The sequence below is a fragment of the Sphingorhabdus buctiana genome, from assembly GCF_042680825.1.
GTDB classification, from domain to species: domain Bacteria; phylum Pseudomonadota; class Alphaproteobacteria; order Sphingomonadales; family Sphingomonadaceae; genus Sphingorhabdus_B; species Sphingorhabdus_B buctiana.
In genome coordinates this window covers 231972-256665 of sequence record NZ_JBHUEL010000004.1, presented here as the reverse complement: position 1 = coordinate 256665, position 24694 = coordinate 231972, and the positions used below count along the sequence as shown (strand labels likewise).

At 57.9% G+C, this 24694-nt stretch carries 25 protein-coding genes and 1 other RNA gene; 13 read left to right on the top strand and 13 right to left on the bottom strand.

The window, feature by feature from the left end; genetic code table 11:
- Positions 1–22 precede the first annotated feature (22 nt).
- From ACFSAG_RS06360 to ssrA, 4 genes are all read left to right on the top strand, one after another.
- Complete coding sequence (locus ACFSAG_RS06360; RefSeq protein WP_381512589.1) at positions 23–1063, top strand: cysteine desulfurase family protein; 1041 nt, start codon at positions 23–25, stop codon at positions 1061–1063.
- Complete coding sequence (locus ACFSAG_RS06355; protein WP_381512587.1) at positions 1060–2118, top strand: cysteine desulfurase family protein; 1059 nt, start codon at positions 1060–1062, stop codon at positions 2116–2118. The genes ACFSAG_RS06360 and ACFSAG_RS06355 overlap by 4 nt, the downstream gene beginning before the upstream one ends.
- Complete coding sequence (locus ACFSAG_RS06350; protein ID WP_381512584.1) at positions 2115–2447, top strand: 2Fe-2S iron-sulfur cluster-binding protein; 333 nt, start codon at positions 2115–2117, stop codon at positions 2445–2447. The genes ACFSAG_RS06355 and ACFSAG_RS06350 overlap by 4 nt, the downstream gene beginning before the upstream one ends.
- 6 nt (positions 2448–2453) lie before the next feature.
- Positions 2454–2796: a transfer-messenger RNA gene (ssrA, locus tag ACFSAG_RS06345) on the top strand.
- Between the two features lie 34 nt (positions 2797–2830).
- Here the strand turns inward: ssrA and ACFSAG_RS06340 are convergent.
- The 8 genes from ACFSAG_RS06340 to ACFSAG_RS06305 all read right to left on the bottom strand — a co-directional run bounded on the left by ACFSAG_RS06340 (position 2831) and on the right by ACFSAG_RS06305 (position 12213).
- On the bottom strand, positions 2831–3055 hold the full coding sequence (locus ACFSAG_RS06340; RefSeq protein ID WP_374611505.1) for a hypothetical protein: 225 nt from the start codon (positions 3053–3055) through the stop codon (positions 2831–2833).
- 94 nt (positions 3056–3149) lie between these two features.
- Positions 3150–4406: an N-succinylarginine dihydrolase gene (locus ACFSAG_RS06335; RefSeq protein ID WP_381512581.1), complete on the bottom strand. Its 1257-nt coding sequence runs from the start codon at positions 4404–4406 to the stop codon at positions 3150–3152.
- Positions 4407–4408: 2 nt separating this feature from the next.
- Complete coding sequence (locus ACFSAG_RS06330) at positions 4409–5452, bottom strand: arginine N-succinyltransferase (RefSeq protein WP_381512578.1); 1044 nt, start codon at positions 5450–5452, stop codon at positions 4409–4411.
- Entirely contained in the window at positions 5449–6660 is a 1212-nt protein-coding gene (locus tag ACFSAG_RS06325) for a hydrolase (protein WP_381512575.1), read from the bottom strand. The genes ACFSAG_RS06330 and ACFSAG_RS06325 overlap by 4 nt, the downstream gene beginning before the upstream one ends.
- Positions 6661–6698: 38 nt before the next feature.
- Positions 6699–7532 carry a 16S rRNA (adenine(1518)-N(6)/adenine(1519)-N(6))-dimethyltransferase RsmA gene (gene rsmA, locus ACFSAG_RS06320; RefSeq protein ID WP_381512573.1) on the bottom strand — a complete coding sequence of 278 codons (834 nt, stop codon included), beginning with the start codon at positions 7530–7532 and terminating at the stop codon, positions 6699–6701.
- A complete protein-coding gene (gene pdxA, locus ACFSAG_RS06315) occupies positions 7529–8551 on the bottom strand; it encodes a 4-hydroxythreonine-4-phosphate dehydrogenase PdxA (RefSeq protein WP_381512570.1) in 1023 nt (340 codons plus the stop codon). Before pdxA ends, rsmA begins: the two co-directional genes overlap by 4 nt.
- Positions 8551–9846, bottom strand: coding sequence for a peptidylprolyl isomerase (locus ACFSAG_RS06310; protein WP_381512567.1), 1296 nt, complete (start codon positions 9844–9846; stop codon positions 8551–8553). The genes pdxA and ACFSAG_RS06310 overlap by 1 nt, the downstream gene beginning before the upstream one ends.
- A gap of 144 nt (positions 9847–9990) precedes the next feature.
- Positions 9991–12213, bottom strand: a complete 2223-nt coding sequence (locus tag ACFSAG_RS06305) for an LPS-assembly protein LptD (protein ID WP_381512564.1) — start codon at positions 12211–12213, stop codon at positions 9991–9993.
- 210 nt (positions 12214–12423) lie between these two features.
- Here ACFSAG_RS06305 and ACFSAG_RS06300 point away from each other — a divergent pair, with 210 nt between their 5' ends.
- From ACFSAG_RS06300 to mddA, 5 genes are all read left to right on the top strand, one after another.
- Positions 12424–13881, top strand: coding sequence for a leucyl aminopeptidase (locus ACFSAG_RS06300; protein WP_381512563.1), 1458 nt, complete (start codon positions 12424–12426; stop codon positions 13879–13881).
- 12 nt (positions 13882–13893) lie between these two features.
- Positions 13894–14331, top strand: a complete 438-nt coding sequence (locus ACFSAG_RS06295; protein ID WP_381512561.1) for a DNA polymerase III subunit chi — start codon at positions 13894–13896, stop codon at positions 14329–14331.
- Between the two features lie 75 nt (positions 14332–14406).
- Positions 14407–14829 carry a nucleoside-diphosphate kinase gene (ndk, locus tag ACFSAG_RS06290; RefSeq protein WP_374611487.1) on the top strand — a complete coding sequence of 141 codons (423 nt, stop codon included), beginning with the start codon at positions 14407–14409 and terminating at the stop codon, positions 14827–14829.
- A gap of 106 nt (positions 14830–14935) precedes the next feature.
- The gene (locus ACFSAG_RS06285; protein ID WP_381512558.1) at positions 14936–15178 is read left to right on the top strand and encodes a hypothetical protein; all 243 of its coding nucleotides are present in this window, start codon (positions 14936–14938) and stop codon (positions 15176–15178) included.
- A 121-nt stretch (positions 15179–15299) separates the two neighbouring features.
- The gene (gene mddA / locus ACFSAG_RS06280) at positions 15300–16031 is read left to right on the top strand and encodes a methanethiol S-methyltransferase (protein ID WP_381512555.1); all 732 of its coding nucleotides are present in this window, start codon (positions 15300–15302) and stop codon (positions 16029–16031) included.
- Here mddA and purN read toward each other — a convergent pair.
- Complete coding sequence (purN, locus tag ACFSAG_RS06275; protein ID WP_381512553.1) at positions 16028–16978, bottom strand: phosphoribosylglycinamide formyltransferase; 951 nt, start codon at positions 16976–16978, stop codon at positions 16028–16030. The genes mddA and purN overlap by 4 nt on opposite strands.
- The gene (gene purM / locus ACFSAG_RS06270; protein WP_381512549.1) at positions 16971–18065 is read right to left on the bottom strand and encodes a phosphoribosylformylglycinamidine cyclo-ligase; all 1095 of its coding nucleotides are present in this window, start codon (positions 18063–18065) and stop codon (positions 16971–16973) included. Before purM ends, purN begins: the two co-directional genes overlap by 8 nt.
- Before the next feature lie 74 nt (positions 18066–18139).
- Here purM and ACFSAG_RS06265 point away from each other — a divergent pair, with 74 nt between their 5' ends.
- Together ACFSAG_RS06265 and ACFSAG_RS06260 are read left to right on the top strand one after the other, a co-directional pair.
- A complete protein-coding gene (locus ACFSAG_RS06265) occupies positions 18140–19354 on the top strand; it encodes a heavy-metal-associated domain-containing protein (RefSeq protein WP_381512547.1) in 1215 nt (404 codons plus the stop codon).
- 34 nt (positions 19355–19388) lie between these two features.
- Positions 19389–19976, top strand: a complete 588-nt coding sequence (locus tag ACFSAG_RS06260; RefSeq protein WP_381512545.1) for a P-loop NTPase family protein — start codon at positions 19389–19391, stop codon at positions 19974–19976.
- On the opposite strand, the gene ACFSAG_RS06255 is transcribed toward ACFSAG_RS06260, so the two are convergent.
- Both ACFSAG_RS06255 and rnd read right to left on the bottom strand, forming a co-directional pair.
- Positions 19973–20278, bottom strand: a complete 306-nt coding sequence (locus ACFSAG_RS06255; protein WP_381512544.1) for an I78 family peptidase inhibitor — start codon at positions 20276–20278, stop codon at positions 19973–19975. The two genes, ACFSAG_RS06260 and ACFSAG_RS06255, sit on opposite strands and share 4 nt — an antisense overlap.
- Positions 20275–21453 (bottom strand): ribonuclease D, encoded by a 1179-nt coding sequence (rnd, locus tag ACFSAG_RS06250; protein ID WP_381512540.1) that lies wholly within the window; start codon positions 21451–21453, stop codon positions 20275–20277. Before rnd ends, ACFSAG_RS06255 begins: the two co-directional genes overlap by 4 nt.
- A 107-nt stretch (positions 21454–21560) precedes the next feature.
- Between rnd and aspS the strand changes: the two genes are divergently transcribed.
- Together aspS and ACFSAG_RS06240 are read left to right on the top strand one after the other, a co-directional pair.
- A complete protein-coding gene (gene aspS / locus ACFSAG_RS06245; protein ID WP_374611470.1) occupies positions 21561–23342 on the top strand; it encodes an aspartate--tRNA ligase in 1782 nt (593 codons plus the stop codon).
- A complete protein-coding gene (locus ACFSAG_RS06240) occupies positions 23342–24223 on the top strand; it encodes an alpha/beta fold hydrolase (RefSeq protein ID WP_381512536.1) in 882 nt (293 codons plus the stop codon). The genes aspS and ACFSAG_RS06240 overlap by 1 nt, the downstream gene beginning before the upstream one ends.
- Here ACFSAG_RS06240 and greB read toward each other — a convergent pair.
- The gene (gene greB, locus ACFSAG_RS06235) at positions 24207–24689 is read right to left on the bottom strand and encodes a transcription elongation factor GreB (RefSeq protein WP_381512533.1); all 483 of its coding nucleotides are present in this window, start codon (positions 24687–24689) and stop codon (positions 24207–24209) included. The genes ACFSAG_RS06240 and greB overlap by 17 nt on opposite strands.
- Positions 24690–24694 lie beyond the last annotated feature (5 nt).

Below are 24694 nucleotides of genomic sequence, written 5' to 3'. Positions count from 1 at the left end.
TTAACGGACAGTATTGCCCATAATGAAGCCTGATCGTCTCTATCTGGACCATGCTGCGACGACACCGCTGGTGCCGGTCGCGCGTGAGGCGATGGCCGAAGCTCTGTCGCGCTGGGCAAATCCATCGAGCCCGCATGGCGAGGGAAGGGCGGCGCGTGCGGCGCTGGAAGATGCGCGAAAGCGAATTGGCCGTGCATTGGATTGGGACGGCGAAATCCTTTTCACCAGCGGCGCCAGCGAAGCAATTGCACTGGCCCTGAAGGGTTTTGATGCGGTGGCAAGCGCGGTAGAGCATGACGCAGTGTTTGCCGCCGTTGGCGATGAGGCACGCATTTCGGTTGACGGCCAAGGCATCGTAAAGCTGGGCTCGATAGCCAGTGGCAGGCGCTATGCAATCCAGCAGGTGAATAATGAAACCGGCATTATCCAACCGCTGGCCGAACTGGCACCAATCATACACGACGGTGACGGGCTATTGGTGGCCGATTGTTCGCAAGGTGCCGGGAAACTGCCATTGCCCGATGCGGACATCATCATCCTATCGGCGCACAAGCTTGGCGGGCCACCCGGCCTTGGTGCGTTGCTGACTCGCGATCTGGGTCTGCTCAAACCTACAGGCGGGCAGGAAAAGGGGTATCGGCGCGGGACAGAGAATTTGCCGGCGGTGATGGGCCTTGCTGCCGCGCTGGAAACCGGGTTCGACTGGATGGAAAATGCGAGCCGGCTTCGCGCAAAACTCGATGCGGAGATCGAGGCTGCGGGGGGCGAGGTTGTGGGCAAGATGTCTCCACGGCTTGCAACCATTGGCAGTTACCGGATGCCCGGGATTTCGGCTTCGAGCCAGCTAATCTCGTTCGACCTTGCCGGTATCGCTATATCTGCGGGAAGCGCTTGTTCGTCGGGCACATTGAAAGCCAGCCATGTACTGACCGCTATGGGCTGGGATGCAAAAGCGGCAGGTGAGGTGGTCCGCGTAAGCTTTGGCCCGCAAACCTGCGATGCTGACATCGACCGCTTCGTCGCAGCGTGGAAAGCCATTTACGAGCGGGCCCAAGCAGCATGAGCGAAACCATCTATCTGGACTATCAGGCAACAGCGCCGTTGGCAGCTGAGGTGTTTGCCGCGATGGAGCCTTGGCTGAAGGAACAGTTTTGGAACCCGCACAGCGCGCATGCCGGTGGACGTAAGGCTGCCGCGGCAGTCGAATTTGCGCGGGCTCAGCTGGCTAGCTTGCTGCCACCAGATGGGCGCGTGATTTTCACCAGCGGTGCTACCGAAGCGATCAACCTGGCAATAAAAGGCTGCGGATTGCCAGTTTCGGCTTTGGCAAGCGAACATGCAGCGGTGCTCGATTGTGTAGAATATCTTCGTGGAGACATCATCCCGGTCGATCCCGATGGCAGAATTGCAGAAATGCCATCCCAACCGGGGCTGTTCGCCGCAATGCTGGTTAACAATGAAATCGGCATCATTCAGCCCGTTGCTGACATCGCGGCGACTGTCCATTCGCGTGGGGGGCTGTTGTTGTGCGATGCCGTGCAGGGTTTCGGCCGTGTCGCTATCCCCGACGGACCCGATTTAATCGCGATTTCAGGCCACAAAATCCATGGGCCCAAAGGGATCGGCGCGCTGTGGGTGCGCGACGGCATAGAGCTTGAGCCGCTGATCCATGGCGGCGGGCAGGAGCAAGGGGTGCGATCGGGTACATTATCGCCCGCACTATGCGCAGGTTTTGGCGCGGCGGCGATGCTGGCAAGTGAACGGCTGGAGGTAGATGCCGAACATGTGTGCCGCCTCTGGGATCACGCGGTTGAGTTGTTTGCCGATTGGACCATCAATGGTTCAATCGAGCAGCGCTATAAGGGCAATCTCAATATTCGCCGTGAAGGCCTCGATGTCGGGCGCTTGATGTCGGAATGTCGCGATGTGCTGTTTTCAGCCGGAAGCGCCTGTGCCAGCGGTTCGGGCCGCCCCAGCCATGTGCTCCGCGCGATCGGATTGGCCGATGCACAGGCAAAATCCTCTATTCGCTTGGGCTTTGGACGCTATACGACGCTCGAAGAGATCGAACGCGCTGCAAATTCGATCAATGCAGCGGCTGAAAGGCAATTGGCATGAAGGTCCATTTCATCAGCCCCGATGGCGAAACCACACAGACCGTGGAGGCCAAGCCGGGCGACAATTTGCTCGAAATCGCGCAAAATGCCGGACAACCGCTTGAGGGAACCTGCGAAGGACAAATGGCCTGTTCGACCTGCCATGTCATCATCGCAAAAGAATGGTTTGAAAAGCTTAGCCCTGCGAGCGAGGATGAGGAGGACATGCTTGATCTGGCCAGCGGCGCACGGCGCACTAGCCGATTGTCATGCCAGATAGACCTGACTGAGGAATTGGACGGGCTGGTGGTTCACATCCCCGCCGAGAGCCGCAATATGCAGGGAATTTGATCCCCTTCACTTCCCATTCACCCAAAATCGCTTATATAGGGAGGGTCCGGTTCGCCGGACTATGGCGATAAATTGCGATGTGCAATAGATGCAGCGGACCCGGGGGCGGTACCCGGCAGCTCCACCATTTACCCCGTTTTGCGGGGCAATTGACGGGGCTGAACTAGGATCGACGTGCGTTGAAAAGCATTGTTTTTGCCCGGCATGAATAAGCCGTGAAATGGTTCACAACTCATAAGTGCCAACGATAACGAAGCACTTGCTCTCGCAGCATAATTCCGGGCCTCACGGTCTAGAATTATTCTAAAAGAACGCGGCCGGACCGGCCGGGCAACAGAAAGGTTACAGCGGCCCCCCGGAGCCGGGCAACAGAATCCGGGGACCTATTCGTTCCCGAACATACGCTGCAGCTCAACCGCCTCTAGCATTTTCGCGGCGGCTACAAAAACTGCGCCAAGGCAGCAGAGGAATAGCAATTTTCCGCCAAATCCCGGATACTGCGTCAGATAGGCTTCGCCGCGCTTTACGGCACCAAGGCCCAAGGCATAGGTAATGAGGAAGACCTCAGTCTTGGTCTTGATCTGGAAAAGGCGCGCGATTTTCTTCATAGGTTAACGAACGAACACGCAAATGCCGTGCCAGTCCAGCATATTTACCAAAAAAGATGGTTAACGCTGGATCGGTTTGTCAACTATTCCGACATTATCGCAGTTCGCCCAATCCACAGGCATCAAGCAACGCCAATCGGGCTTTTTGAACCTGCTCAACCAAGGCTGGGTCAGCAAGCTGATCGGGTGCAATGCTTTCGGGCCAATGTTCGGCAATGACATCCGCCATCCGGTCCAGCTTTGTTTCATCGGCAATGAAGCGCGGGTCGACCGTTGTGGGATCCGCCACGACGCGCAGGCGCAGACAGGCAGGGCCACCACCATTGGCCATTGATTGGCGCACATCCACCGGAACGAGTCTGCGGATCGGGCCGTCGCCCGCAACATGTTCTTCCAGCCATCCCCAGACATTCAGGTTGGCTTGCGCTTCGGTGGGAAGGATCAGGGCCATTCCACCGCCATCGGGAAGCGTGACCAACTGGGCGTTGAACAAATAGCTTTGGATGGCGTCGGCAAGGCTGACGCGTTCGGCCGGAACAATCACAATCTCCGCCTCTGGCATCCGCGCCTTGACCGCTTCATAGGCGACTTCTGGTGCTTCAAAGGCCTGTTCGTGGGTGAACAACACACGTTCATTGGCGACAGCAACTACATCGTTGTGGAATGCACCCGCAGCAATTGCGACTTCAGATTGCTGGATGAACAATGTCCGTTCGGGATTAAGCCGATGCGCGCGCGCCACCGCTTTCGACGCCTCAATATGCTGCCGGGCGGGGAAGGGGCCGCCCGATTTGCCATAGACGAAGATTTCAAGCCCGGCCTCGCCGTGCGAAGGGCAAAGCCGCATGAAATTTGCTGCGCCTTCGTCGCCAAATGGCGGAGGGACGGGTCCATGCACCGTAAAATGGCGTTCATCAGCAAAGGCCAATTTCAACTGTACCAGCGTTCCCGTCCATTCATGGCTGCGATGCGCCATTGTCAGCAGGTTGGCGGCTGAAAGATGGCATCTGCCATCCGTCGTGTCGGGCGCAGGCGAAACGGTTGCGGCATTTGCGGCCCACATTGCCGATGCCGAAAAGGCCGCAGCGCGAATGTGCGGGTCGGCAGTGGTCATATCGGTCGCAAGCCCGGCCAGCCAAGCCTTGTTGGGCCGGTCAAGCGGCATGAAAAATCCTTGGGCAAGCCCAAGGCGCAAATTGGCGCGCATCTTTTCGATGCCTTGCAAGGCCGCAGCACGCGGCTGCGAAACTGCACCGGCATTGTTGGCGGACGCGATATTCCCCGGGCTCAATCCCGCATAGTTGTGGCTCGGCCCGATGATGCCGTCAAAGTTGATTTCAACCAATGCCATGGTCACCACCGGGGAACGAAAGTGACGGTATCGCCGGTGCCGACACCCAGATTGGCCGCACATTGGGTGTCGAGAATGACGCCATTGTCGTGCTGCTCAATCCAGCCGTACGAGGCCCTGAAATCCTGCAACAGGCCGTGTGTGACCAGCATCTTGGTTCCGCCTGACTTGCCCTCGTGCGGATCGCCGAGCGTGCCGCTCAATGTCAAGATTTGGGCGTCCTTTGCCTCGCGTACGCTGCGGATCTGGTCGGTCCGCACAGTCATGGTGGGGCCGCCATCAAATATGTCGATATAATTTTCCCAGGCAAAACCCTCTTCCTCCAGCATGCGCATTGCCGCGCGTCCTGTGGGATGGGGGACGCCGATCACATGGCGTGCCGCCTCGGATAGCATCGCGATGTAAACCGGGTGTTTGGGCATCAGGTCGGCGATAAACTGATTGCCATGCTTGGCATTGAATTCGTCGGCATCCTGGAAATTCATCCCGAAGAACCGGCCCGCAACGCCATCCCAAAAAGGCGATCCGCCGGCCTCATCAATCACCCCGCGTAGTTCGGCAAGCGTGCGGTCGGCAAAGCGTTCGCGATGGTTGCGGATGAACAGATATCGGCTTCTCGCGATGAGCATGCCCAGACCACCGGCCCGCTCACCCGGGTGGAGGAATAGGCCGCCGACTTCGGTTGCACCTTCCAAGTCGGTCGAAAGGTTCAGGATATCGGCACGGAAGGTGCGATCGAGTTCGACGCTGTGCTGTGTCAATGCGCCGATGCGATAGCTGTAAAAGGGCCATTTCTGCCCAACTGCGGAGAAAATCTGGCAGGTGCCGCGAACTTCGCCGGTCTCGAGATTTTCGAGAACAAATACAAAAAGGTCATCACCCACACCTTCGCCAATCCTGGCAAAGCCCTCGGCAGAGCGCTCCAACTTGGCCGTCAGCGCCTTGCGATCAGGCGGGAGGTTCGTAAATCCGCCCCCCGTTCGCTTTGCCATTTCATACATGGGTTGCAGGTCCGACGGGTTCGCCGGACGGATAATGAACTTCATATGGCCCCTTTTTGCGCGATCCGAAGCATGGTCAGCGTGGAAAGTTTCGCCCTTTCGACCAGACTTTCGGTAATCAGAAATTCGTCGCTGCTGTGAATGCTGCCCCCGCGCACGCCCATTGTATCGACCACCGGTACGCCGCAGGCAGCGATATTGTTGCCATCGCAAACGCCGCCGGTTGACTTCCACCCGATCGATAGCCCCAGATCTTCGCCGCATTTCTTGACCAAGCCAAATAGGCGTTCGGCATCGGGCGTCAGCGGCTTGGGTGGTCGGTTAAAATGCCCATGCAGATGGATGGAAACCTCATGCTCTGCCTGAATTAGATCAATCAAGCGTTTGATTTCATTTTGTGCATATGTTTCCATCGCAGGATCGTGCGGCCGGAAGTTGACACGTAATACTGCATGATCGGGCACAACATTGTTGGGGCTGCCTCCGTCGATCTTTGCCGGATTTACCGATAGCCCATCGCGGGTCAGCGCTTTCAAACGAAGTGCAAGATCGGCCGCGGCCAACAAGGCATTGCGCCCCTCTTGTGGATTGCGGCCCGCATGCGCGCTGCGCCCGGTTACAATCATCGAGAAATTGCCACTCCCTGCACGAGCGCCCGCCAATGTGCCATCAGGTAGTGCTGATGGTTCATATGTCAGTGCCGCAACTTTCCCTTGGGCAAGGTGCTTGATCAATTCCGCCGACGAGGCCGAACCGGTTTCCTCATCGCTGTTGATCATCACCTGATAACCGACGCTTCTGAATTCAGGTGCCGTTTCCGCAGCGGACAGCGCCGCGAGCATCACCGCAATGCCACCCTTCATGTCGGCAACACCGGGGCCATTGAGCACGCCTTCATCCAGCCACTGCAATTGCTGGAAGGGGTGATCGACCGCAAATACGGTATCCATATGGCCGGTCAGCAAGAGCTGGATAGGCGCTTCGGGTCGGACGGTTGCGACCAGATGACGCCCATGCGCTACCTCTACGATTGAACCGTCAGCCAGCACTTTCTCAACCGGCGCTGGCTCAACCAGTTCAACTTCGCCGTGAAGCGACGAAAAGGCATCGGCCAGCAGGCTGGCCGTTGTGGCAAGGCCCTTCAGATTGCCGGTGCCGCTATTGATTTCTGACCAGATTTGCACCTGCGCAAGCATCCGATCATGGTCGGGCCTTTCGAGCGCGGCGAGTTCCGATTTGGAAAGCGGTTGCATTTGATACCTCTAGCGAGGCAAAGCCGAAAGCGCCACCCCTAGCGGAGCGTGTCTATCTTTCGTGCAAGCTCGATCCACTCTTCGATTGTCACCGTTTCCGGACGACGATCAGCGGCAATTCCGACGAGTTCCAGCGCATCGAGCGCCTTTGGCACTGGCTTCAGGCTCTGACGCAGCATCTTGCGGCGCTGACCAAAGGCGGCAGCTGTCAAAGTTTCGAGCATCGCCATGCGTACGCCAACAGGTTGCTCTTTCGGGACGAGATGCACGACCGCTGACATGACTTTGGGCGGCGGCGTGAAAGCGCTTCGATGCACCGGCATCGCAATCCGCGCTTCGCAACGCCATTGAGCCAGAATTGCCAAACGCCCATAAGCATCGGTTCCCGGCCTGGCGACAATGCGATCCGCGACCTCACGCTGGAACATCAGGGTCAGCGATTTCCATTCTGGCGGCCAGTTCTCGCCGCCCAACCAACCCACAGCCAGCGCCGTGCCGACATTATAGGGCAGGTTGGATGCGATATGGAATGGATCGCCAATTTCGGCAGCCGGATCAACCTTCATGGCATCGCCTTCGATCACGCGAAGCTGACCTGGAAATGCCGTAGAAAGTTCCTCCAACGCCGGCAGGCAGCGACGGTCTCTCTCGACCGCGGTTACCTTTGCACCCGCCCGCAATAAAGCCCGCGTCAGTCCGCCGGGCCCGGGACCGACTTCATAGACATTTTGATCTTTCAACGATCCCGGAATGGCGGCGATGCGGTCAAGCAGTTGCTCGTCGAAAAGGAAATTTTGGCCCAGTGCTTTGCTCGCCGACAGGCCATGTTTGGCGATAACCTCGCGAAGTGGGGGCAATGCCGGGTTGTTCATGCAGCGCAAGCTGCCGCATAGGCCTTGCGATTGGCGACGGCTTCCCCAGCCATCCTTATCGCAGCGATCATCGAATCGGCGCGCGCTTCACCTTTGCCGGCGATGCCAAAGGCAGTGCCATGGTCGGGCGAAGTGCGCACGACCGGCAGACCGAGCGTAATGTTCACGGCTTCGTGGAAATACAGCGTTTTCAATGGAATCAACGCTTGGTCATGATAGGCGCAGAGTGCGGCGTCGAAATTCTGCCGTGCCTCCGCATGGAACATCGTGTCCGCGGGCAGGGGGCCGATCACATCATAACCCTCTTCGGTGATGGTTTTAAGCGCGGGTGCAAAGATGTCGATCTCTTCACGACCCAGATTTCCGCTTTCCCCAGCATGTGGATTGAAACCAGCAACAGCCAAACGCGGATTGGAAATTCCGAAATCGCGCATCAGGCCCTTTGCCGTTGCCCGAATGCGGCGCCGGATAAGGCGGACATCGAGTTGCGCGGCGACGCTAGCAAGCGGGATGTGTGTGGTCATCGGGACGACGCGCAGGTCCGGCCCGGCCAGCATCATCACCGCATTACGCCGTTCGACACCGCAACGTTCGGCGACAAATTCGGTCTGCCCCGGATAGTTGAAACCGATCGCATAGAGTTGCGCTTTAGAGACCGGCCCCGTTACCAATCCGGCTACCGTTCCAGAACGGGCAAAACCTGTTGCCAGCTCCAACGCTTGCAGGGCGCAATGTGCGCCGTCCAAATCGGGTGATCCAGGAACAATTGAGCTGCACGAATGGACGTGGAACACCGGCAACGCGTCGTTAAAACGCTCCGCAGCCTGATCGGGATTGTCGATCCTGACAACCGGCCCATCCCAGTGATGCGCAAAGCTTGCCATGTCACCAATGGCAAAAAATGGCTGCAATTTGCGCTTTTTACGCGCTTCCCATGCCTTGCCGATAATTTCGGGCCCAACTCCCGCAGGATCTCCGCTGGAAATCGCCAGCGGCAATCGTATTTCAGGCGCTGCCATCAATTATATTCGACAATCGCATCACGACGAAGGTCGCGCAGATAGAGGCGCGCCCGCTTATTGATGCGCTCGTCCTCAAGGCGCGACATCACGTCATCGAAGGATTCCTGCGTCGTAGCTTCGGGTGCATCGCGTCCGCAAAGCACGAATACGCGAATGCCATCCTGCATAGACCCATAAGGCGGGGTGGACTGGCCAACGGGCAGGTCGAGCATGATTTGCTGGAGCGGCCCGGGCAGGTCGCGCACCTTGATGCCGTCACGGTTTACGACATCGGCCGATAGCGTGCGCGCGATTTCGTCAGCGGTGCCGCAGCCGCGTATTTTCTGCGTCTCTTCGCTAAAGCGCTTCACAACCGGTCCGGCCTGAGCTTCGGTCATCCCTGCAGGAAAGGAGATCGCAAGCTGTTTGAGGCTGAGCATCGAATCGCGCGGATCGGTGGTTGCCACTTGTCGGCGATCAATCAGCAGGAGAAGCGAAATGCCGCCCGGAGCGGGCACGGCAACAATTTCGTTGTTGCTCATTTCAGCGGCAGCGGTTGCCAGCGACTGTGGAAGCTGTTCAAGCCTGACCCATCCCAGATCGCCACCGACAGCTGCAGTCGATGCCTCGGAAAACTGGCGGGCATAGGCCGTGAAGGAACCGCCCTGCTGGATCTGTTCCAAAATCTTGCGGGCGTTGGCGAATACCTGTTCCTGATTTTCGGGCGTTGCCGAGAGATAGATTTCTCCCAAGCGGTATTCGGTCGTGCCTTTGGTCGTGTTGATGCGCTCGATGATCGCGTTCACTTCATCATCGCTGACGTTGATGAAAGGGCGCACATTGCGGCTGAGCAAGCGGTTCCACGAAAGCTCTGCCTTGATCTGGCGCTTGAGCGTCGCGATCGAACTGCCACGCGATGTCAGATATTTATCGGTGTCGGCCACCGAACGCTTGAAGTTCTGCTCTGCGACACGCTCGAAATACTGGTTGACCTCGGCATCGGTGACTTCGATTTCATTCGCCGCCGCTTCCTGGATCTGCAGGCTCTCATCGATCAAGTTCTGCAGAATCTGTGTACGGAAACGCGCCATTTCCTCAGGAGGAAGCTGGTTTTCGTTGGCGATCACAATCAATGCCAGACGTTGGTCAACGTCGGTACCAGTAATGATTTCACCGTTTACTATGGCCGTTGCCTTGCGGACATTGGGATCGCTCGGCTTGGCCAATAGCTGGCCACCTTCAGGTATATCCAATGCCTGTTGAGGAGCAGCATCATCCGCAACGGTCTGGCTGCTTGCTGGCGTCAAAGCCATTACGGCCGTCACAGAACTTACCAGAGCAATGCGGAAAAAGGTTTTCATTTCAAACTTCCAAGAATGGCCGATACAGGCCGCGCGCAATAAGGGGCGATGGCTGAACGATAGCTGAAAAGCCGATAACCCCCTTTGATGCCTTCCTTAGACGCCCAGATTTTTAAATTCCAGTCGGAAGAGGAAAGTGTTGCCACGCCGCGCATCACCCGTTGGCTGGTAGTCGCGCCGCCAGGTTACCGCGATCGACAGGCAATCATCGTCATAGGCAAGGCCGAGGCGATGGCGAATGGCCTCAAAACCATCAGAGATGGCGAGCGGGTCTTCATTCTTATCGGTAAGGTCGATAATTGTCGAGCCGAACAACGACCAGTAGCGGGCCAAGCGCAACCTTCCCGCCAAGCGGACTTCTTCACGGTCTGCCAAATCTTCAAGTGTAGGGCCAATGTCGCGGTTCAGCCGCAGATAGCCGACCTGCACATAGGTGCTGCGCGACCCAACCGTCGCGTCGACTTCATTACGGCGTATCGCAAAATTATCCTTGTCCAGCCGGAAGCGGTGGGTCAGTTTAACAAAATCGCGAAAGCGAAATTCGCTCCGCCCCACAATATCGGACAGTTTGTCCGTTATTCCGGTGCCGTCGGGGAATAGCGACGTCTGGTTGGAGAGGCGATAACTCTGGCCGATATTGAAATCGAAACTGGTCTGCTTGCCTTTGACCGACCAATCGAGGCCGTAGGTAACCCGCAAATTATCTTCGATCCGGTCATATCCGGGGAAGCGGTTGAGTGCGAATAGGTTGCTATCTTCCAGATCGACCGCACGCGCGTCTTCATTGGGCATGCGCAGGTTCGATGAAGTGTAAGCGCCGACCAGTTGAACGCGTGGTGTAAGGATTTGCGTGCCGCCAAAGGCTTCACCGACAAATGGCCAGCGCATGTCGACTGCCGCAGCGGCTATTGCGCGCCCCTGCCACCCGCTTTCTCCGCGATAGATGGGCGTTATGGTGGTCAGATTCTCGTCGCTGTGGTATACATCGCCGCGGCCCAGCACGGTAAAGTTCACCTCTTGCCCGAGCCCGGTTAATGTGCGCAAATCCCAACGGCCGAGCGCAAAGGCGCGCCGTGTATCCTGCCCCGCCGTGCGCCCGATCAGCAGGCTGTTCGCTTGCAACTGCACTTTACCGCCCAATAGCGGTTCAGTCAGCCGCAGGCGGTAATCAATTTCTGGCAGCGCAATCGGCTGCAACGCCTGATTATCGCCGGTGCGCAGCGTCTGCACGCCCCAGCCGTTGAACGAAAAATAGCTGTTCGCGTCGATCCGTTCGACATTGATGTTGTTGCGCAGCCGGTCGTCGCGGCTGATGTCGTAACGGCGAAGGAAAGTGCGGTCTGTTGCAAGCCGCATCGATGCCGAGGCAGACCAGTTTTCGTTGAACTGGAATTTGCCTGCGCCATCCAGATAACCGCGGAACACATTCTGTCCGACCGCCCCGGTTGTCGATGTGGATACTTTCTGGCTGTAGGTTGCATATCCAGTAATCTGGAACGCGCCTTTATCCTCCAGCGCGCGGAAACGTGCTTGTGCCATCGGCGCGACGTCGCTGAAGACATGCGCAGATAATAAAAGGTCGCGGTTTTCGGAAAGGCGCCAATAATAGCCTTGCTCGATTTCCACCCCGTTGTTGCGCGAAAAGCGCAAATTGGGGACGAGGAAGCCACTGCCCGCAGCTGTTTCAGCCGGATGGGAAAGTCCAGGCAAGGGTATCACGGGCAAGCCGAACAGTTCGATCCGCGCACCTTCATATTTCACGCGTTTCTTGACTGGATCGTATACGACTTTCACCGCCTTGACCTGCCAGCTTGGGTCTTTCGGGCAACCATCGGGCCCTTCGACTGCGCAGGGCGTGTAAGCCGCGCCTTCAAGCGTTACCTTGCCATCGGCTCTGGTACCTTTGTTGGCTGCAAGGCGGCTGCCATCGTTGAGAACAAGCAGCATGTTTTCAATGATGCCATCGCGCAGGGATTCAGTCACCTCGATGGAGTCGCCATAGGCGACATCGCCCTCTGGACCGACCGATCGGATATTGCCCGACGCAACGACCTTGCCAGTGCGGCGATCCCAAACAATGCTGTCGGCGCGCAGCGTATAACCTTCGCGTCGCGCTATCACATTCCCGATTGCCTTCACGCTGTCGGTAGCAAATTCATATTCCAAGGAGTCGGCAGAGAAGCTGATTTCCTCGTCTGCCTTGGTTTGTGTGCTTTCCGGCTGCTGCGCAGAAGCTGCCCCCACACAGCCAAACGCCATCAACAGCGTCGCACACAGCGCGCTGGCAGGGCTTGGAAGTCTGGAGGAGAGGATTGCCATGGATCTGGTCGGTTCCTTTATCGTCGCATTGAAGCGCGGTCCAGTGCCGCTTTTGGCCCTAACCCATAGGCCCATGGACGCTAATCACCGGTTACCGCAACCATCTTTTGCTTTAATCCGGGCTGAATGTTTGCTTATAGCGGTCGCCAGATCACACGCGGAACAGATTCCGCGAAAATCACACCTTAATCGCTGAAAGGCAGTTTCCACATGCAGGTAAGTTTTGCCGCCGAACGTCCAGCCGATACCGATGTTATCGGATTTATCATTTCCAAGAGCGCTTGGGAGGGTTTTGAACTTCCGCTCGATAATCCTCAGGCGGCGCGCGAAACCGCGAAGCTTGCCCGCTTTGAAGGAAATGCCGGACAAAGCTTCCTGTATTTCGCACAAGAAGGCGGTCGTTCGGTCCGCATAGTGCTGATCGCGGTGGGTGATGGCGATGCCGCAGATTATATCAAGGCAGGTGGAGATCTGCTTGCAAAGGTCCAGACTTGCGGCGCCAAGACGATCGCGGTGCATGCCGAAAATCTTGACGCCAAGGCAGCAGCCGAAGTCGCTTACGGCGCAACGCTACGCAACTGGCGCATGGACAAATATCGCACCAAACTGCCCGAAACATCGAAACCAACGGTCACCGAACTCATGGTCGTAGGTGCTCCTGTCGAAGCACTTACGCTTTGGCCTTCTTATGCAGCGATTGCCGATGGCGTTGCCCTGACCAAGGAGCTGGTGAGCGAGCCTGCGAACATCATCTATCCCGAAAGCTTTGTTGAACGCTGCCAGCATCTGCAATCGCTGGGAGTCGAAATCGATGTTCTCGACGATAAGGAAATGGCCAAGCTCGGAATGGGTGCGCTTCTCGGCGTTGCACAGGGTTCGGTTCGCCCGGCACGGATGCTGGTCATGAAATGGGATGGCACCGGCGGCAAGCAGGAGAAACCGGTCGTATTTGTTGGTAAAGGCGTGACTTTCGATACCGGCGGCATCTCGATCAAGCCGGCCGCGGGCATGGAAGACATGAAGTGGGATATGGGCGGTGCAGGTGCGGTCGCGGGCGCGATGAAGGCGCTCGCTGGTCGCAAGGCAAAGGCGCATGTCGTCGGCATTTGCGGTCTTGTCGAGAACATGCCCGATGGCAATGCACAGCGCCCCGGCGATGTCGTAACCAGCATGTCGGGCCAGACGATTGAAGTCATAAACACCGACGCCGAAGGTCGCCTCGTGCTGTGCGATGCGCTGCATTATGCGCAGGAAAAGTTCAAACCCGATACCATCGTCGATCTGGCAACGCTGACGGGCGCGATCATCATCTCGCTCGGCAAGGAACATGCAGGCCTGTTCTCGAACAGCGATGAGTTGTCAGACAAGCTGATTGCCGCTGGCAAGGCGACTGGTGACAAATTGTGGCGTTTCCCGCTGTCGCCAGCTTATGACAAGCTGATTGATAGCCCGATTGCGGACATCAAGAATGTCGGTCCGCGCGACGCCGGTTCGATTACCGCGGCACAGTTTCTGCAACGCTTCATCCAGGATGGCGTTAAATGGGCGCATCTCGACATTGCAGGCATGGCATGGGGCGACAAGGATGGCCCGACGTGGGCAAAGGGCGCGACAGGCTATGGCGTGAAGCTGCTTGACCGCTTTATCGCCGATAATTTCGAAGGTTGATGCCAGGCCGCGATGCAGGTCGATTTCTACCAATTGACCCGCGATCCGGCGGAGCAAGTCATCCCCGCCATTGCCCAGAAAATACTGGATGATGGCGGACGACTGCTGGTCGTGAGTGCCGAAGACGTGCAGCTGGATCGGCTGTCGTCGGCTTTGTGGGCTGCAAAAGCGGAAAGCTTCATCGCCCATGAAAAGGCAGGGAGTGGTAGTGAAGCGCTGCAACCCGTTCTGCTCTCGACAGATGCGATAGCAACGAATGGCGCGCGGATGATCGCACTCGCCGACGGACAGTGGCGCGAACAAGCCCTGCAATTTGACCGGGCTTTCTATCTGTTCCCCCCTGATAAGACCGACAACGCCCGCGCCGCTTGGCGAGCATTGGCCGACAAGCAGGGGGTAGAGCGCCGTTATTGGAAACAGGATGGCGGCAAATGGCGGCAGGGGCCCTGAGCGCCCCCTTGCTTTAGCATGAAAGCCTCGCTAGAGGCGCGCGCAACCAGATTTCCCAACAAATGGAGTTCTCCCATGGCGGTTACCCGCACCTTTTCGATCATCAAGCCCGACGCCACCCGTCGCAACCTGACCGGCGCCGTCACCAAAATGCTGGAAGAAGCCGGCCTGCGCGTCGTTGCTTCAAAGCGCATCCATATGACCCGCGAGCAGGCCGAAGGCTTTTACGCGGTCCACAAGGAACGCCCTTTCTTTGGCGAACTGTGCGATTTCATGATGAGCGAACCTGTTGTTGTCCAGGTGCTTGAAGGCGAAGACGCCGTCACCCGCAACCGCGACATCATGGGCGCCACCAACCCCGCCGATGCAGCTGAAGGCACCATCCGCAAGACCTATGCCTTGTCGATTGGTGAAAACACCGTCCATGGTTCTGACAGCGACGAAAATGCGGCGATCGAAATCGCATTCTTCTTCAAGCCGGAAGAAATCGTCGGCTGATCCGACAACTAGCAAATTCAAAAGGGGCCGTTCGAGCAATCGGGCGGCCCTTTTTGTTGCGCCCGCCGATACGCACGCTATTTCCGATGGCAAAGAGGAGACGGACATGCTCGGAATGGGTGAGGGCGAAGACTGCCCTTTTCAGTTCAATTTTGATCCAGCGACCTTCAAGGTCGGCGATACCGTAAGCTATCGCGTAACGGGAAGCCTTGCTGATTTCCCTTTTGTCGGGACCTTGCTTGAAGTGCACGACGATTATGTCGTGATCTCGCCGGGCGAAAATGAGCCAGATGCGCGCTACAAGGCCACGCGGGAGAGCCGACCGTTGGTCGATGAAAGTGAACTCTGAGTCCGATTGACTATCCGCCCTATCGCGCCGATAATCCCGACGAGTTGGCCAGCCAGTAAAGGGGCAGCCAAAGACCTGACGACTCTTGCCCCTCCACGTCTCTTCGACAGGAGGAACGACTATGCGGTCATTCTATATATTGGTGGCATTGGGCTGTTATGCAGCCTTTTTCGTGGCTTTCGTCTATCTGGTCGGGTTTCTGGCGGGGATTCCAGATCTGCCAACACATATCGACAAGGGCATGGTTGCCGATCCGACTATAGCAGCAATCTGGAATATCGGCTTGATCACGCTATTCGGAATTCAACACAGTGTGATGGCCCGCAAAGGCTTCAAAACCGCACTAACCCGGATAGTGCCCCAACCGCTTGAGCGGAGCATCTATTGCCTCGCTTCGGCGATCATGCTCGCTCTGCTTTACCTGGTCTGGCATCCGATCCCGACTGTGGTCTGGGATATCACCAACCCCCTCGGCCGGAACCTGGTCTGGGCGTTTTTCCTGGCAGGCTTTGGTATTGTGTTTATCAGCACCTGGCTGATCAACCACTTCGAATTGTTCGGATTGGCGCAGGTCTGGCGCAATTGGCGCGGTACGCCAGCCCATACACCAGTGATGCGGATGCCGTTCTTCTACAAGCTGGTACGCCATCCCATTTACACGGGATTCCTGATCGCCTTCTGGTCTGCACCAACCATGACCGTTGGGCATCTGCTTTTTGCCGTGGGGATGACAGTCTACATCTTCATTGGCATCCATTATGAAGAGCGCGATTTGGTCGGCCTGTTCGGCAAGGATTACGAAGCCTATCGTAAAACGGTGGGTAAGGTGATCCCGGGCTTAGGAAGAGCCTAAAAGGCCTCAGCTGCGTCGATGAGCGCGGTCAATTTTTTGGGTGCCACGCTGCGCCAGCTGCGTGCCAGCCACTCGCCAATCTCGTCCCAGTCATTGCGGCCAAGATCGAGGCGCATGGCAACCCAGCCATCTCCGAAATAGGCCGGACGGTAATATCGATCGGGATCGTTCTCGATCAACTGGGCCTGCTCGTCAGCGCCGCTGATCTTCACCAGCAGAGCAATTTTGCCATCGCCGTGGTGATCAAGACTGACATAGGCAAATTTTTTGCCCTTCACGATGCCGAAGCAGGGCATACCGTGGCTCACCACTTCGTCTGCCTCGGGTAGGGAGAGCGCGCGTTCGCGGACTTGCGCTACCAAATGATCGGGCGAGGTCTCGCGTCCGACAAAGACGGCGAGGCAGCGCGAATAGAGCTGGTGCTCTGCAATCAGTACCCGAGCGGCAAGGCTGTCGGCCGTATCGCCCGGCAGGATTGCAACCGGCGTTTGCCCAAGGATAGGGCCGTCATCGAGTTCGGCTGTGACGAGGTGCACGCTGCATCCGCCATGGCTGTCCCCCGCTTCAATTGCGCGCTCATGCGTGTGGAGGCCCTTATATTTGGGAAGCAGGCTGGGATGGATGTTGAGCATCCGGCCTTCCCATTTTTCCACAAATCCACTGCTGAGGATGCGCATATAGCCGGCCAGCGCCACAAATTCGGTTTTAGCTGCAATCAACGCTTCATGCATGATCCCGTCATGCTCCTCGCGGCTCAGGCCTTTGTGGGGGTGTGCAAAGGTTGCGATGCCTTCAGCTTCAGCCAGCTTCAGTCCTCCAGCATCGGGGTTGTTGCTGGCGACGAGTACGATCTCATAAGGGCAATCGGTTGCCTTGGCCGCATAGAGCAAGGCCGCCATGTTGGTTCCGGTCCCCGAAATCAGCACGGCGACGCGGGCCTTAGCCATGATGCGTCGCGCTCCAATCGGCCTTTGCGCTCCATGTTTCGATCGAACCTGAAACCGTGCAGCCCTTTTCGCCCTTCGCGATATGGCCGATGCGGTAAATGGTTTCGCCAGCGGCTTCGAGTGCAGCGCTGGCTGCCTCCACATCGCCTTCGGCAACCACGACAGCCATTCCGATGCCGCAGTTGAAGGTGCGCGCCATTTCCTCGGGCTCAATATTGCCTTGGGCTTGCAGGAACGCCATCAGGCGCGGCTGCGCCCATGCATCGGCATCGACATGCGCGTGCAGGCCGGCGGGCAACACACGCGGAATATTTTCCAGAAGGCCACCCCCGGTAATATGGGCCATCGCATGCACCTTGCCCGAACGAACGAGGGGCAGGAGGCTTTTCACATATATGCGTGTTGGCGCCATCAGTGCGTCGATCAGCAGCGTGTCGATGTCGAACAGGGCAGGGCGATCTAGCTTCCAGCCCTTGTCTGCCGCGAGGCGACGCACCAGCGAAAAGCCGTTCGAATGGACGCCCGAAGAAGCGAGCCCAAGAATGACGTCACCTTCGGCAACCTTATCGGCGGTCAACACCTGGTCGCGTTCAACCGCGCCAACGCAGAAACCGGCAAGGTCATAGTCACCGTCGCTGTACATACCCGGCATCTCGGCGGTTTCCCCACCGATCAACGCACAGCCGGCCTGCTTGCAACCTTCGGCGATGCTCGCCACCACGGCAGTGGCGACATCATTTTCGAGTTTTCCCGTCGCGTAATAATCCAGGAAGAAAAGCGGCTCAGCACCCTGCACGATAAGATCATTGGCGCACATCGCGACAAGATCGATGCCTACGCCTTCGTGGCGGCCGCTCTCGATTGCGAGTTTGAGCTTGGTTCCGACGCCGTCGTTTGCGGCAACAAGAAGCGGATCGTTGAAACCTGCAGCCTTCAGGTCGAAGAAACCGCCAAAGCCACCCAAATCGGCATCGGCACCCGGGCGCCGTGTCGCCTTTGCCAGAGGTGCGATAGCGCGCACCAAAGCGTTGCCGGTTTCGATCGAGACGCCCGCCTTGGCGTAAGTGTAAGACTCATTGTCGCTCATTTTATCGCCGCTAGCGACTTCCCCCTTGGATTTCCAATCATAAGTCGCCAAAAGGGCCCCCAATGAGGGTCCGGGTGCCAAAGTCTCTGTGGAAATATGCGTTGGCCTTGCCACTTCTGGCAGGCAGTGCGGTGCTGGTGCACGCCCAGATCGAAGGACCAAAGCGCGGGATTCCGCCAATCGCCAGCAGTGGCGACTTTGAAGTCACTGGCGTTATTGTGAATGTGACGGGCAAAAATGCCGATGATGCCCGCCGTGCCGGTTGGCAAGAGGCGCAGCGCAAGGCGTGGAGCATGCTATGGGCCAAAACCCATGGCGGTGCAGGTGCATCGCTGTCGGATTCGACGCTCGATGGCATCGTATCTGCGATCATCGTCGAAGAAGAGCAAATCGGGCCGCGCCGCTACATTGCCAAGCTGGGCGTTTCGTTCGATCGTGCGCGGGCAGGGCAGTTATTGGGTGTCAAGGGCGTCAGCCGCAAATCGGCGCCTTTGCTCGTCATTCCGGTTATGTACAGCAATGGCGCGCCTTATGTGTTTGAACAGCAAACGCCATGGCAGGCGGCATGGGCCAAGTTCCGCACCGCGGATAGTACGATCGATTATGTGCGCCCTTATGGCGGGGGTGGGGAGTCGCTGCTCATCAATGCCGGCCAGATGGAAAGGCGCAGCCGCAGTTGGTGGCGCGTCATTCTCGACCAGTTCGGTGCCGCGGATGTTATCTATCCGATTGTCAGGCTTGAACGGCAGTATCCGGGTGGACCAGTAATTGGGAAATTCGCGGCGCGTTATGGCCCCGAAAACCGTTTCCTCGGCAGTTTCACCCTTCGTGCGCAAAATCCGGAAGGCATTCCGGTGATGATGGCTGAAGGCGTACGCAAGATGGACGAGTTGCTGCAACAAGCGTTTATCAGCGGTCGCTTGCGAGCGGAGGCTTCGCTCCTCCTCGAAGAGATTGACGAGGAAGATCTGGAAGAGCTCGAAGAAGAGGCAGCGACTGAAACCGAAGATCCGCTCGCGGATGCGGTCGATGCGCTTTCTGGTCGCGCAGCGAACGAACAGGGTGGGCAGTCGCCGGTAGCGGCGCAGCAAGTCATCGTTACCGTGCAGGTCAGCACACCGACACCCGAAGCCGTGGACCGGGCAGAGGCATCGCTTCGCTCAATCCCCGGTGTGCGTTCGGTTTCGACGACGAGCCTTGCGCTTGGCGGAACCTCGGTCATGCGTGTGACGTTCCAGGGCGATCCGGCGGCGTTGAACGCCGCGTTGCAGTCTCGCGGTTTCAGGTAAGGGAGCAGGGCGCAGTCGACGCGTCCGCGGCCAGATGAAACAGATTGCGTTACCTTTTGACGAACTCAATCCCGGACGGATGGACGATTGCCTGATCGTCACTCCGGCTAACGCAATTGCCTTCGCGGCGCTTGGCAACAGCAGCCAGTGGCCGGGCCACTGCGCCTTGCTTGTGGGCCCCGCGCGTTCGGGCAAGACGCTAATGGCGCGCTATTTCGCGGCACAGGGTGGCAAGGTGCTCGACGATGCCGACCAGATTTCGGCGGAGGAACTGTTCCACCAATGGAATGCCGCAAAAAATGCCGGTGAAGTGCTATTGCTGGTGTCAGGGCATGCGCCCGGCGAATGGAACATCGAGCTTCCCGATCTTCGCTCGCGCATCGGTGCGGCGCAATTGCTTGAAATCGGCGAACCTGATGATGAACTGGTCGAACAATTGCTGCTTAAATTCCTGCGAGATCGAGGAACCTCGATTGGGCCTGAAGCATTGGCCTTTGTCGTCCGCCGAATAGAGCGCAGCTATCAGGCGGTTGAAGAACTTGCCAAACAGGCAAATGCATTGGCTCTTGCTGAAGGGTCTGCAATCACCCTGCCGCTGGTCAGGCGATTGATCGCTGCTTAACCGCAGTTGATGCGGATGATTTTCTTGGCTTCGTCGATGAAGATGTTGAGCCGAGCTGGGCTGTAATCCATCGTGATCACGCCATCGTGCGGCGCGACGCGCACCACGGAAGCCTTGGCTTCACTTTTCAGTTTCGCTTCGAATTCCGCGGTCAGGGTTTTGCCGACGGCATAATCAAGCTTGCTGGCATCGCATGATCCCGTTGGCTCTGGCGAGGTCTGGCTTGCGTCTGCATTTTCAGCCGAAGGGATGCATCCCGTCAGCGCGAGCGTAAGAAGCGAACCAGCAAGAGCCTTTTTCATCCGTCAACATCCTCCGTCCGCGTCATCTTCAGCTTGCCATTTACGACAGCGAAAGCGAGCCGACCTTCGACAAGATCGAGCGCGTCATGCCCGAACTGTTCGTACCGCCAGCCCTTGAGCAGTTCGAGGCCTTCGCGGTCGCCCGCCGCCAGCCTTTCCAACTCTTCGCTGCGGGTAATTAGACGCGATGCGACATTGATCTCGCGTGAACGGATTTTGAGGAGGAGTTTGAGCAAATCGGCTACCAGCGCACCATCCTTGCCCGGGCCGGGGCCGTTGTGGTTACGATCGGGCATTTCATCCTTTGATAGCGGTTGCGCATCGGCAAGGATCGCCATCAGGCGCGCGCCGATTTCGTTTTCCTTCCACGCCGGGGAAAGACCGCGCACCTTTGGCAGGTCAGACTGCGCCTTGGGGGGGTGGGACGCGATGTCGGCAATGGTCTCATCTTTCATGATGCGACCACGCGGGATGTTTTTACGCTGCGCCTCGCGCTCGCGCCATGCACCGAGTGCCTTGAGCCTGCCCAGAACATCGGCTTTGCGTGACTGCATCTTGATGCGCCGCCAGATCGTTTCCGGATCGTTGCGGTAATTGTCGGGGTCGGCCAGCCGCTCCATCTCGTCATTCAGCCATTCACCGCGCCCGGTCTGCACCAGTTTGTCGAGCATCTTGGGGAAAATGTCTGCCAAATGGGTGACATCGCCGATAGCGTAATCAATCTGGCGTTTATCGAGCGGACGGCGCGACCAATCTGTAAAGCGCGCACCCTTATCAAGGTGAATGCCGAGCCACAGGTCAACAAGGTTCGAATAGCCGATCTGCTCGCCTTGCCCAAGCGCCATTGCCGCAATTTGCGTGTCGAATAGCGGGTGTGGCGTGCGACCGGTCAAATTGAAGAAAATCTCGATATCCTGACCGCCAGCGTGAAAGACTTTCAGCACATCCTCATTATTGGTGATGAGTTCGAGCATCGGCGCTAAATCAAGGCCATCGGCTTTGGGATCGATAGCTGCGGCTTCATTTTCATCCGCCAACTGCACCAGGCAAAGTTCAGGATAATAGGTGTTTTCGCGCATGAATTCGGTGTCGACGGCAACGAAGCGCGATTTCGAAAGGCGCGCGCAAAAATCGGCGAGCTGTTTACTATCGGTGATGAGCGGATGAATCTGCATTGGCGAAGGCCCATAACAGCCAATCGCAACTTGACAAAGGGGCGTTGCAAGGGTCTAGCGCCGCGTTCATATTTTCTTGTCGAAAACACAAAGATAAAAGACCAATCATGCACGCTTATCGTTCACATAAATGCGCGGAATTGCGCGCTTCTCACGTCGGTGAAACCGTACGCTTGTCGGGCTGGGTACACCGCAAGCGCGACCATGGCGGCGTATTGTTCGTCGACCTGCGCGATCATTACGGCATGACGCAGATCGTTGCGGACAGCGACAGCCCCGCGCTCCCGATACTCGAAGGACTGCGCCTTGAGAGCGTTGTAACCATCGATGGCGAGGTGAAGGCGCGCAGCGCGGCGACCGTCAACGCCAACCTACCGACAGGCGAAATCGAGGTTTTCGCGCGCAATGTGACGGTGTTGAGCCGTGCTGACGAATTGCCGCTTCCGGTTGCGGGCGAGCAGGAATATCCTGAGGAAATCCGCCTGAAATACCGCTTCCTTGACCTGCGCCGTGAAACGCTTCACGCCAACATCGTCAAGCGCACGCAGATCATCAAGGAAACGCGCCGCCGGATGGAGGATATAGGCTTCACCGAATACTCGACGCCGATCCTCACCGCTTCTTCGCCCGAAGGTGCGCGCGACTTCCTGGTTCCCAGCCGCATCCATGCCGGCAAGTTCTTCGCGCTGCCGCAGGCGCCGCAACAGTACAAGCAATTGCTGATGGTCGCCGGTTTCGACCGCTATTTCCAGATCGCGCCCTGCTTCCGTGATGAAGACCCGCGCGCTGATCGCCTTCCGGGCGAATTCTATCAGCTCGACCTTGAGATGAGCTTCGTCACGCAGGAAGAGGTTTGGGAAACGATGGAACCCGTCATGGCGGGTATCTTCGAGACCTTTGCCGAGGGCCGCAAGGTTACCCCGGCGGGTGAATTCCCGCGTATTCCTTACGCCAAGGCGATGCTCGATTACGGCACCGACAAGCCGGACCTGCGCAACCCGCTGATCATCCGTGATGTGACCAGCGAATTCCAGCAGTCAGGCTTTGGCCTGTTTGAAAAGATTGTCGGCACTGGCGGTGTCGTTCGCCTTATCCCTGCGCCAGATACTGCAGGCTTCAGCCGCAAATTCTTCGACGACATGAACGAATGGGCGCGCAGCGAAGGGCATGCGGGTCTTGGCTATGCCACCCGTAAAGACGGCGTTTTCGGCGGCCCGATTGCCAAGAACCATGGCGAAGACAAAATGGCCGCGCTTTGGGATTCGCTGGGTCTTGGGCCCAATGACGGCGCATTCTTTGCCGCCGGCAAGGAAGAACAGGCCGCCAAGCTGGCGGGTGCCGCGCGCACCCGCATCGGCGAGCAACTGGATATCGTCGAAAAGGATGCCTTCCGCTTCTGCTGGATCATCGACTTCCCCTTCTACGAATGGGACGAAGAAGAGAAAAAGGTCGATTTCGCCCACAATCCCTTCTCGATGCCGCAAGGCGGGCTGGAAGCACTGCAGACGCAGGATCCGCTGACCATCAAGGCCTATCAGTATGATATGGTCTGCAATGGCTATGAGCTTGCCTCGGGTTCAATCCGCAACCAGCATCCTGACCTGATGGTCAAGGCATTCGAACTGACTGGCCTGACGCAGGCTGATGTCGAGGAACGTTTTGGCGGCATGTACCGTGCCTTCCAATATGGCGCGCCGCCGCATGGCGGGATGGCTGCTGGTGTCGACCGCATGGTGATGCTGCTGTGCGGGGTGCAGAACCTGCGTGAGATCACGCTGTTCCCGATGAACCAGCGCGCGGAAGACTTGCTGATGGGGGCACCGTCGCCTGCGACAATGAAGCAGCTTCGCGAGCTCAACATCCGCGTGGTGGAGCAACCCAAGGGTTGATGCAGCCAGTCGAACATCGTTTCGCGGCTCCGGGTGGAGAGCTGTGCTGGTTTGAATGGGGCAAGGCGGGGGCTCGCCCCACATTGCTGCTGCTCCACGCCACGGGTTTCCATGCGCGCTGCTGGGATGCGACGATCAAGGCACTGCCGCAGGACTGGCATTTTATAGCGCTCGACCTGCGCGGCCATGGCCGCAGCTATCGTCCGGATTCATTGTCCGATTGGCTCGCGACAGCCGACGATGTCGCAGCATTTGCGCAAGCGGAACTGTCGAAACCGGTATTTGCAATCGGGCACAGCATGGGTGGCTATGTTGCGGCACGAACCGCGGTTCTGGCTCCAGACAAGATTTCAGATATGCTGCTGGTCGATCCGGTGATGATGACGCTGGAAACCTATACTGCCGAACCCGGGAACTTAGGCGGCAATCCTAGCGACCACCCTGTCGCCCGGCGCCGCAACGCCTGGGAGAGCGCGGAGCAGATGACGGGGCACTTCGCCAATCGGGAGCCTTACTCAAAATGGCGCCCGGACGTTCTGGCCGATTATTGCCAATATGGGCTTGTTCCAGCGCAAGGCGGCGAGGGTTTGGAGCTTGGCTGCCCACCGGTGCTCGAGGCGTCGGCCTATATGGGTTCCTGGCGGAACAATCCTTATGGATGGCTGGGCGATATCGCCTGCCCGACGACCGTACTGCGGGCGCGCAATGCAGAGCGGCAGGGGGCGATGGATTTCTCAATCAGCCCCACTGCGCCAGACCTCGCGACGCACATCGCCGGTGCAACTGATATACATTGGAACGAGGTTTCTCACTTCATTCCGATGGAGGAGCCTGACCGTTTGGCGGCCCTTATCCAGACCTTAGTCAATCCGGGTAACTGATCGCCACGATTTCCCATTCCTTGGGACCTGCGGGTAACTGGACTGTCCGCAAATCGCCGATCCCTGCACCCCGCAACGCTCGGGCAAGCGGTGAATTCCAACCAATCAGCGATGCACTGGCGTCAGCTTCGTCATCACCCACAATCGTGACGCGTCGCTCGTTGTCATTTTCGTCGGCTATCTTCACGGTAGCACCGAAGAAGACGCGGCTGCGGTCATCTTGTTTGGCTGGATCGAGCACCTTGGCCAATTTCATCTGGCGAGAGAGTTTGCCCAGCTTGCGGTCGATTTCGCGCAGCCTCTGGCGGCCATAGATATAATCGCCATTCTCGCTGCGGTCGCCATTGCCCGCCGCCCAACTGACAATCTCGACCACTTTGGGTCGTTCGACCGCAAACAATTGCTCATATTCGGCGCGTAAAGCCGCAAACCCCGCCGGGGTGATGGGATTTGTGCGCTCGCTCATGTTTG

Excerpts from the sequence above, each read along its gene's own strand:
- ACFSAG_RS06240 (WP_381512536.1), top strand. The coding sequence starts at position 23,342 with ATGCAGCCAGTCGAACATCGTTTCGCGGCTCCGGGTGGAGAGCTGTGC.
- ACFSAG_RS06335 (WP_381512581.1), bottom strand. The coding sequence starts at position 4,406 with ATGGCATTGGTTGAAATCAACTTTGACGGCATCATCGGGCCGAGCCAC.
- pdxA (WP_381512570.1), bottom strand. The coding sequence starts at position 8,551 with ATGGCAGCGCCTGAAATACGATTGCCGCTGGCGATTTCCAGCGGAGAT.
- purN (WP_381512553.1), bottom strand. The coding sequence starts at position 16,978 with ATGGCTAAGGCCCGCGTCGCCGTGCTGATTTCGGGGACCGGAACCAAC.
- rsmA (WP_381512573.1), bottom strand. The coding sequence starts at position 7,532 with ATGAACAACCCGGCATTGCCCCCACTTCGCGAGGTTATCGCCAAACAT.
- ACFSAG_RS06350 (WP_381512584.1), top strand. The coding sequence starts at position 2,115 with ATGAAGGTCCATTTCATCAGCCCCGATGGCGAAACCACACAGACCGTG.
- ACFSAG_RS06305 (WP_381512564.1), bottom strand. The coding sequence starts at position 12,213 with ATGGCAATCCTCTCCTCCAGACTTCCAAGCCCTGCCAGCGCGCTGTGT.
- greB (WP_381512533.1), bottom strand. The coding sequence starts at position 24,689 with ATGAGCGAGCGCACAAATCCCATCACCCCGGCGGGGTTTGCGGCTTTA.
- rnd (WP_381512540.1), bottom strand. The coding sequence starts at position 21,453 with ATGCAGATTCATCCGCTCATCACCGATAGTAAACAGCTCGCCGATTTT.
- ACFSAG_RS06255 (WP_381512544.1), bottom strand. The coding sequence starts at position 20,278 with ATGAAAAAGGCTCTTGCTGGTTCGCTTCTTACGCTCGCGCTGACGGGA.
- ACFSAG_RS06355 (WP_381512587.1), top strand. The coding sequence starts at position 1,060 with ATGAGCGAAACCATCTATCTGGACTATCAGGCAACAGCGCCGTTGGCA.
- aspS (WP_374611470.1), top strand. The coding sequence starts at position 21,561 with ATGCACGCTTATCGTTCACATAAATGCGCGGAATTGCGCGCTTCTCAC.
- ndk (WP_374611487.1), top strand. The coding sequence starts at position 14,407 with ATGGCGGTTACCCGCACCTTTTCGATCATCAAGCCCGACGCCACCCGT.
- ACFSAG_RS06360 (WP_381512589.1), top strand. The coding sequence starts at position 23 with ATGAAGCCTGATCGTCTCTATCTGGACCATGCTGCGACGACACCGCTG.
- ACFSAG_RS06260 (WP_381512545.1), top strand. The coding sequence starts at position 19,389 with ATGAAACAGATTGCGTTACCTTTTGACGAACTCAATCCCGGACGGATG.
- ACFSAG_RS06300 (WP_381512563.1), top strand. The coding sequence starts at position 12,424 with ATGCAGGTAAGTTTTGCCGCCGAACGTCCAGCCGATACCGATGTTATC.
- ACFSAG_RS06340 (WP_374611505.1), bottom strand. The coding sequence starts at position 3,055 with ATGAAGAAAATCGCGCGCCTTTTCCAGATCAAGACCAAGACTGAGGTC.
- ACFSAG_RS06325 (WP_381512575.1), bottom strand. The coding sequence starts at position 6,660 with ATGCAACCGCTTTCCAAATCGGAACTCGCCGCGCTCGAAAGGCCCGAC.
- ACFSAG_RS06295 (WP_381512561.1), top strand. The coding sequence starts at position 13,894 with ATGCAGGTCGATTTCTACCAATTGACCCGCGATCCGGCGGAGCAAGTC.
- purM (WP_381512549.1), bottom strand. The coding sequence starts at position 18,065 with ATGAGCGACAATGAGTCTTACACTTACGCCAAGGCGGGCGTCTCGATC.
- ACFSAG_RS06310 (WP_381512567.1), bottom strand. The coding sequence starts at position 9,846 with ATGGCTTTGACGCCAGCAAGCAGCCAGACCGTTGCGGATGATGCTGCT.
- mddA (WP_381512555.1), top strand. The coding sequence starts at position 15,300 with ATGCGGTCATTCTATATATTGGTGGCATTGGGCTGTTATGCAGCCTTT.
- ACFSAG_RS06330 (WP_381512578.1), bottom strand. The coding sequence starts at position 5,452 with ATGAAGTTCATTATCCGTCCGGCGAACCCGTCGGACCTGCAACCCATG.
- ACFSAG_RS06285 (WP_381512558.1), top strand. The coding sequence starts at position 14,936 with ATGCTCGGAATGGGTGAGGGCGAAGACTGCCCTTTTCAGTTCAATTTT.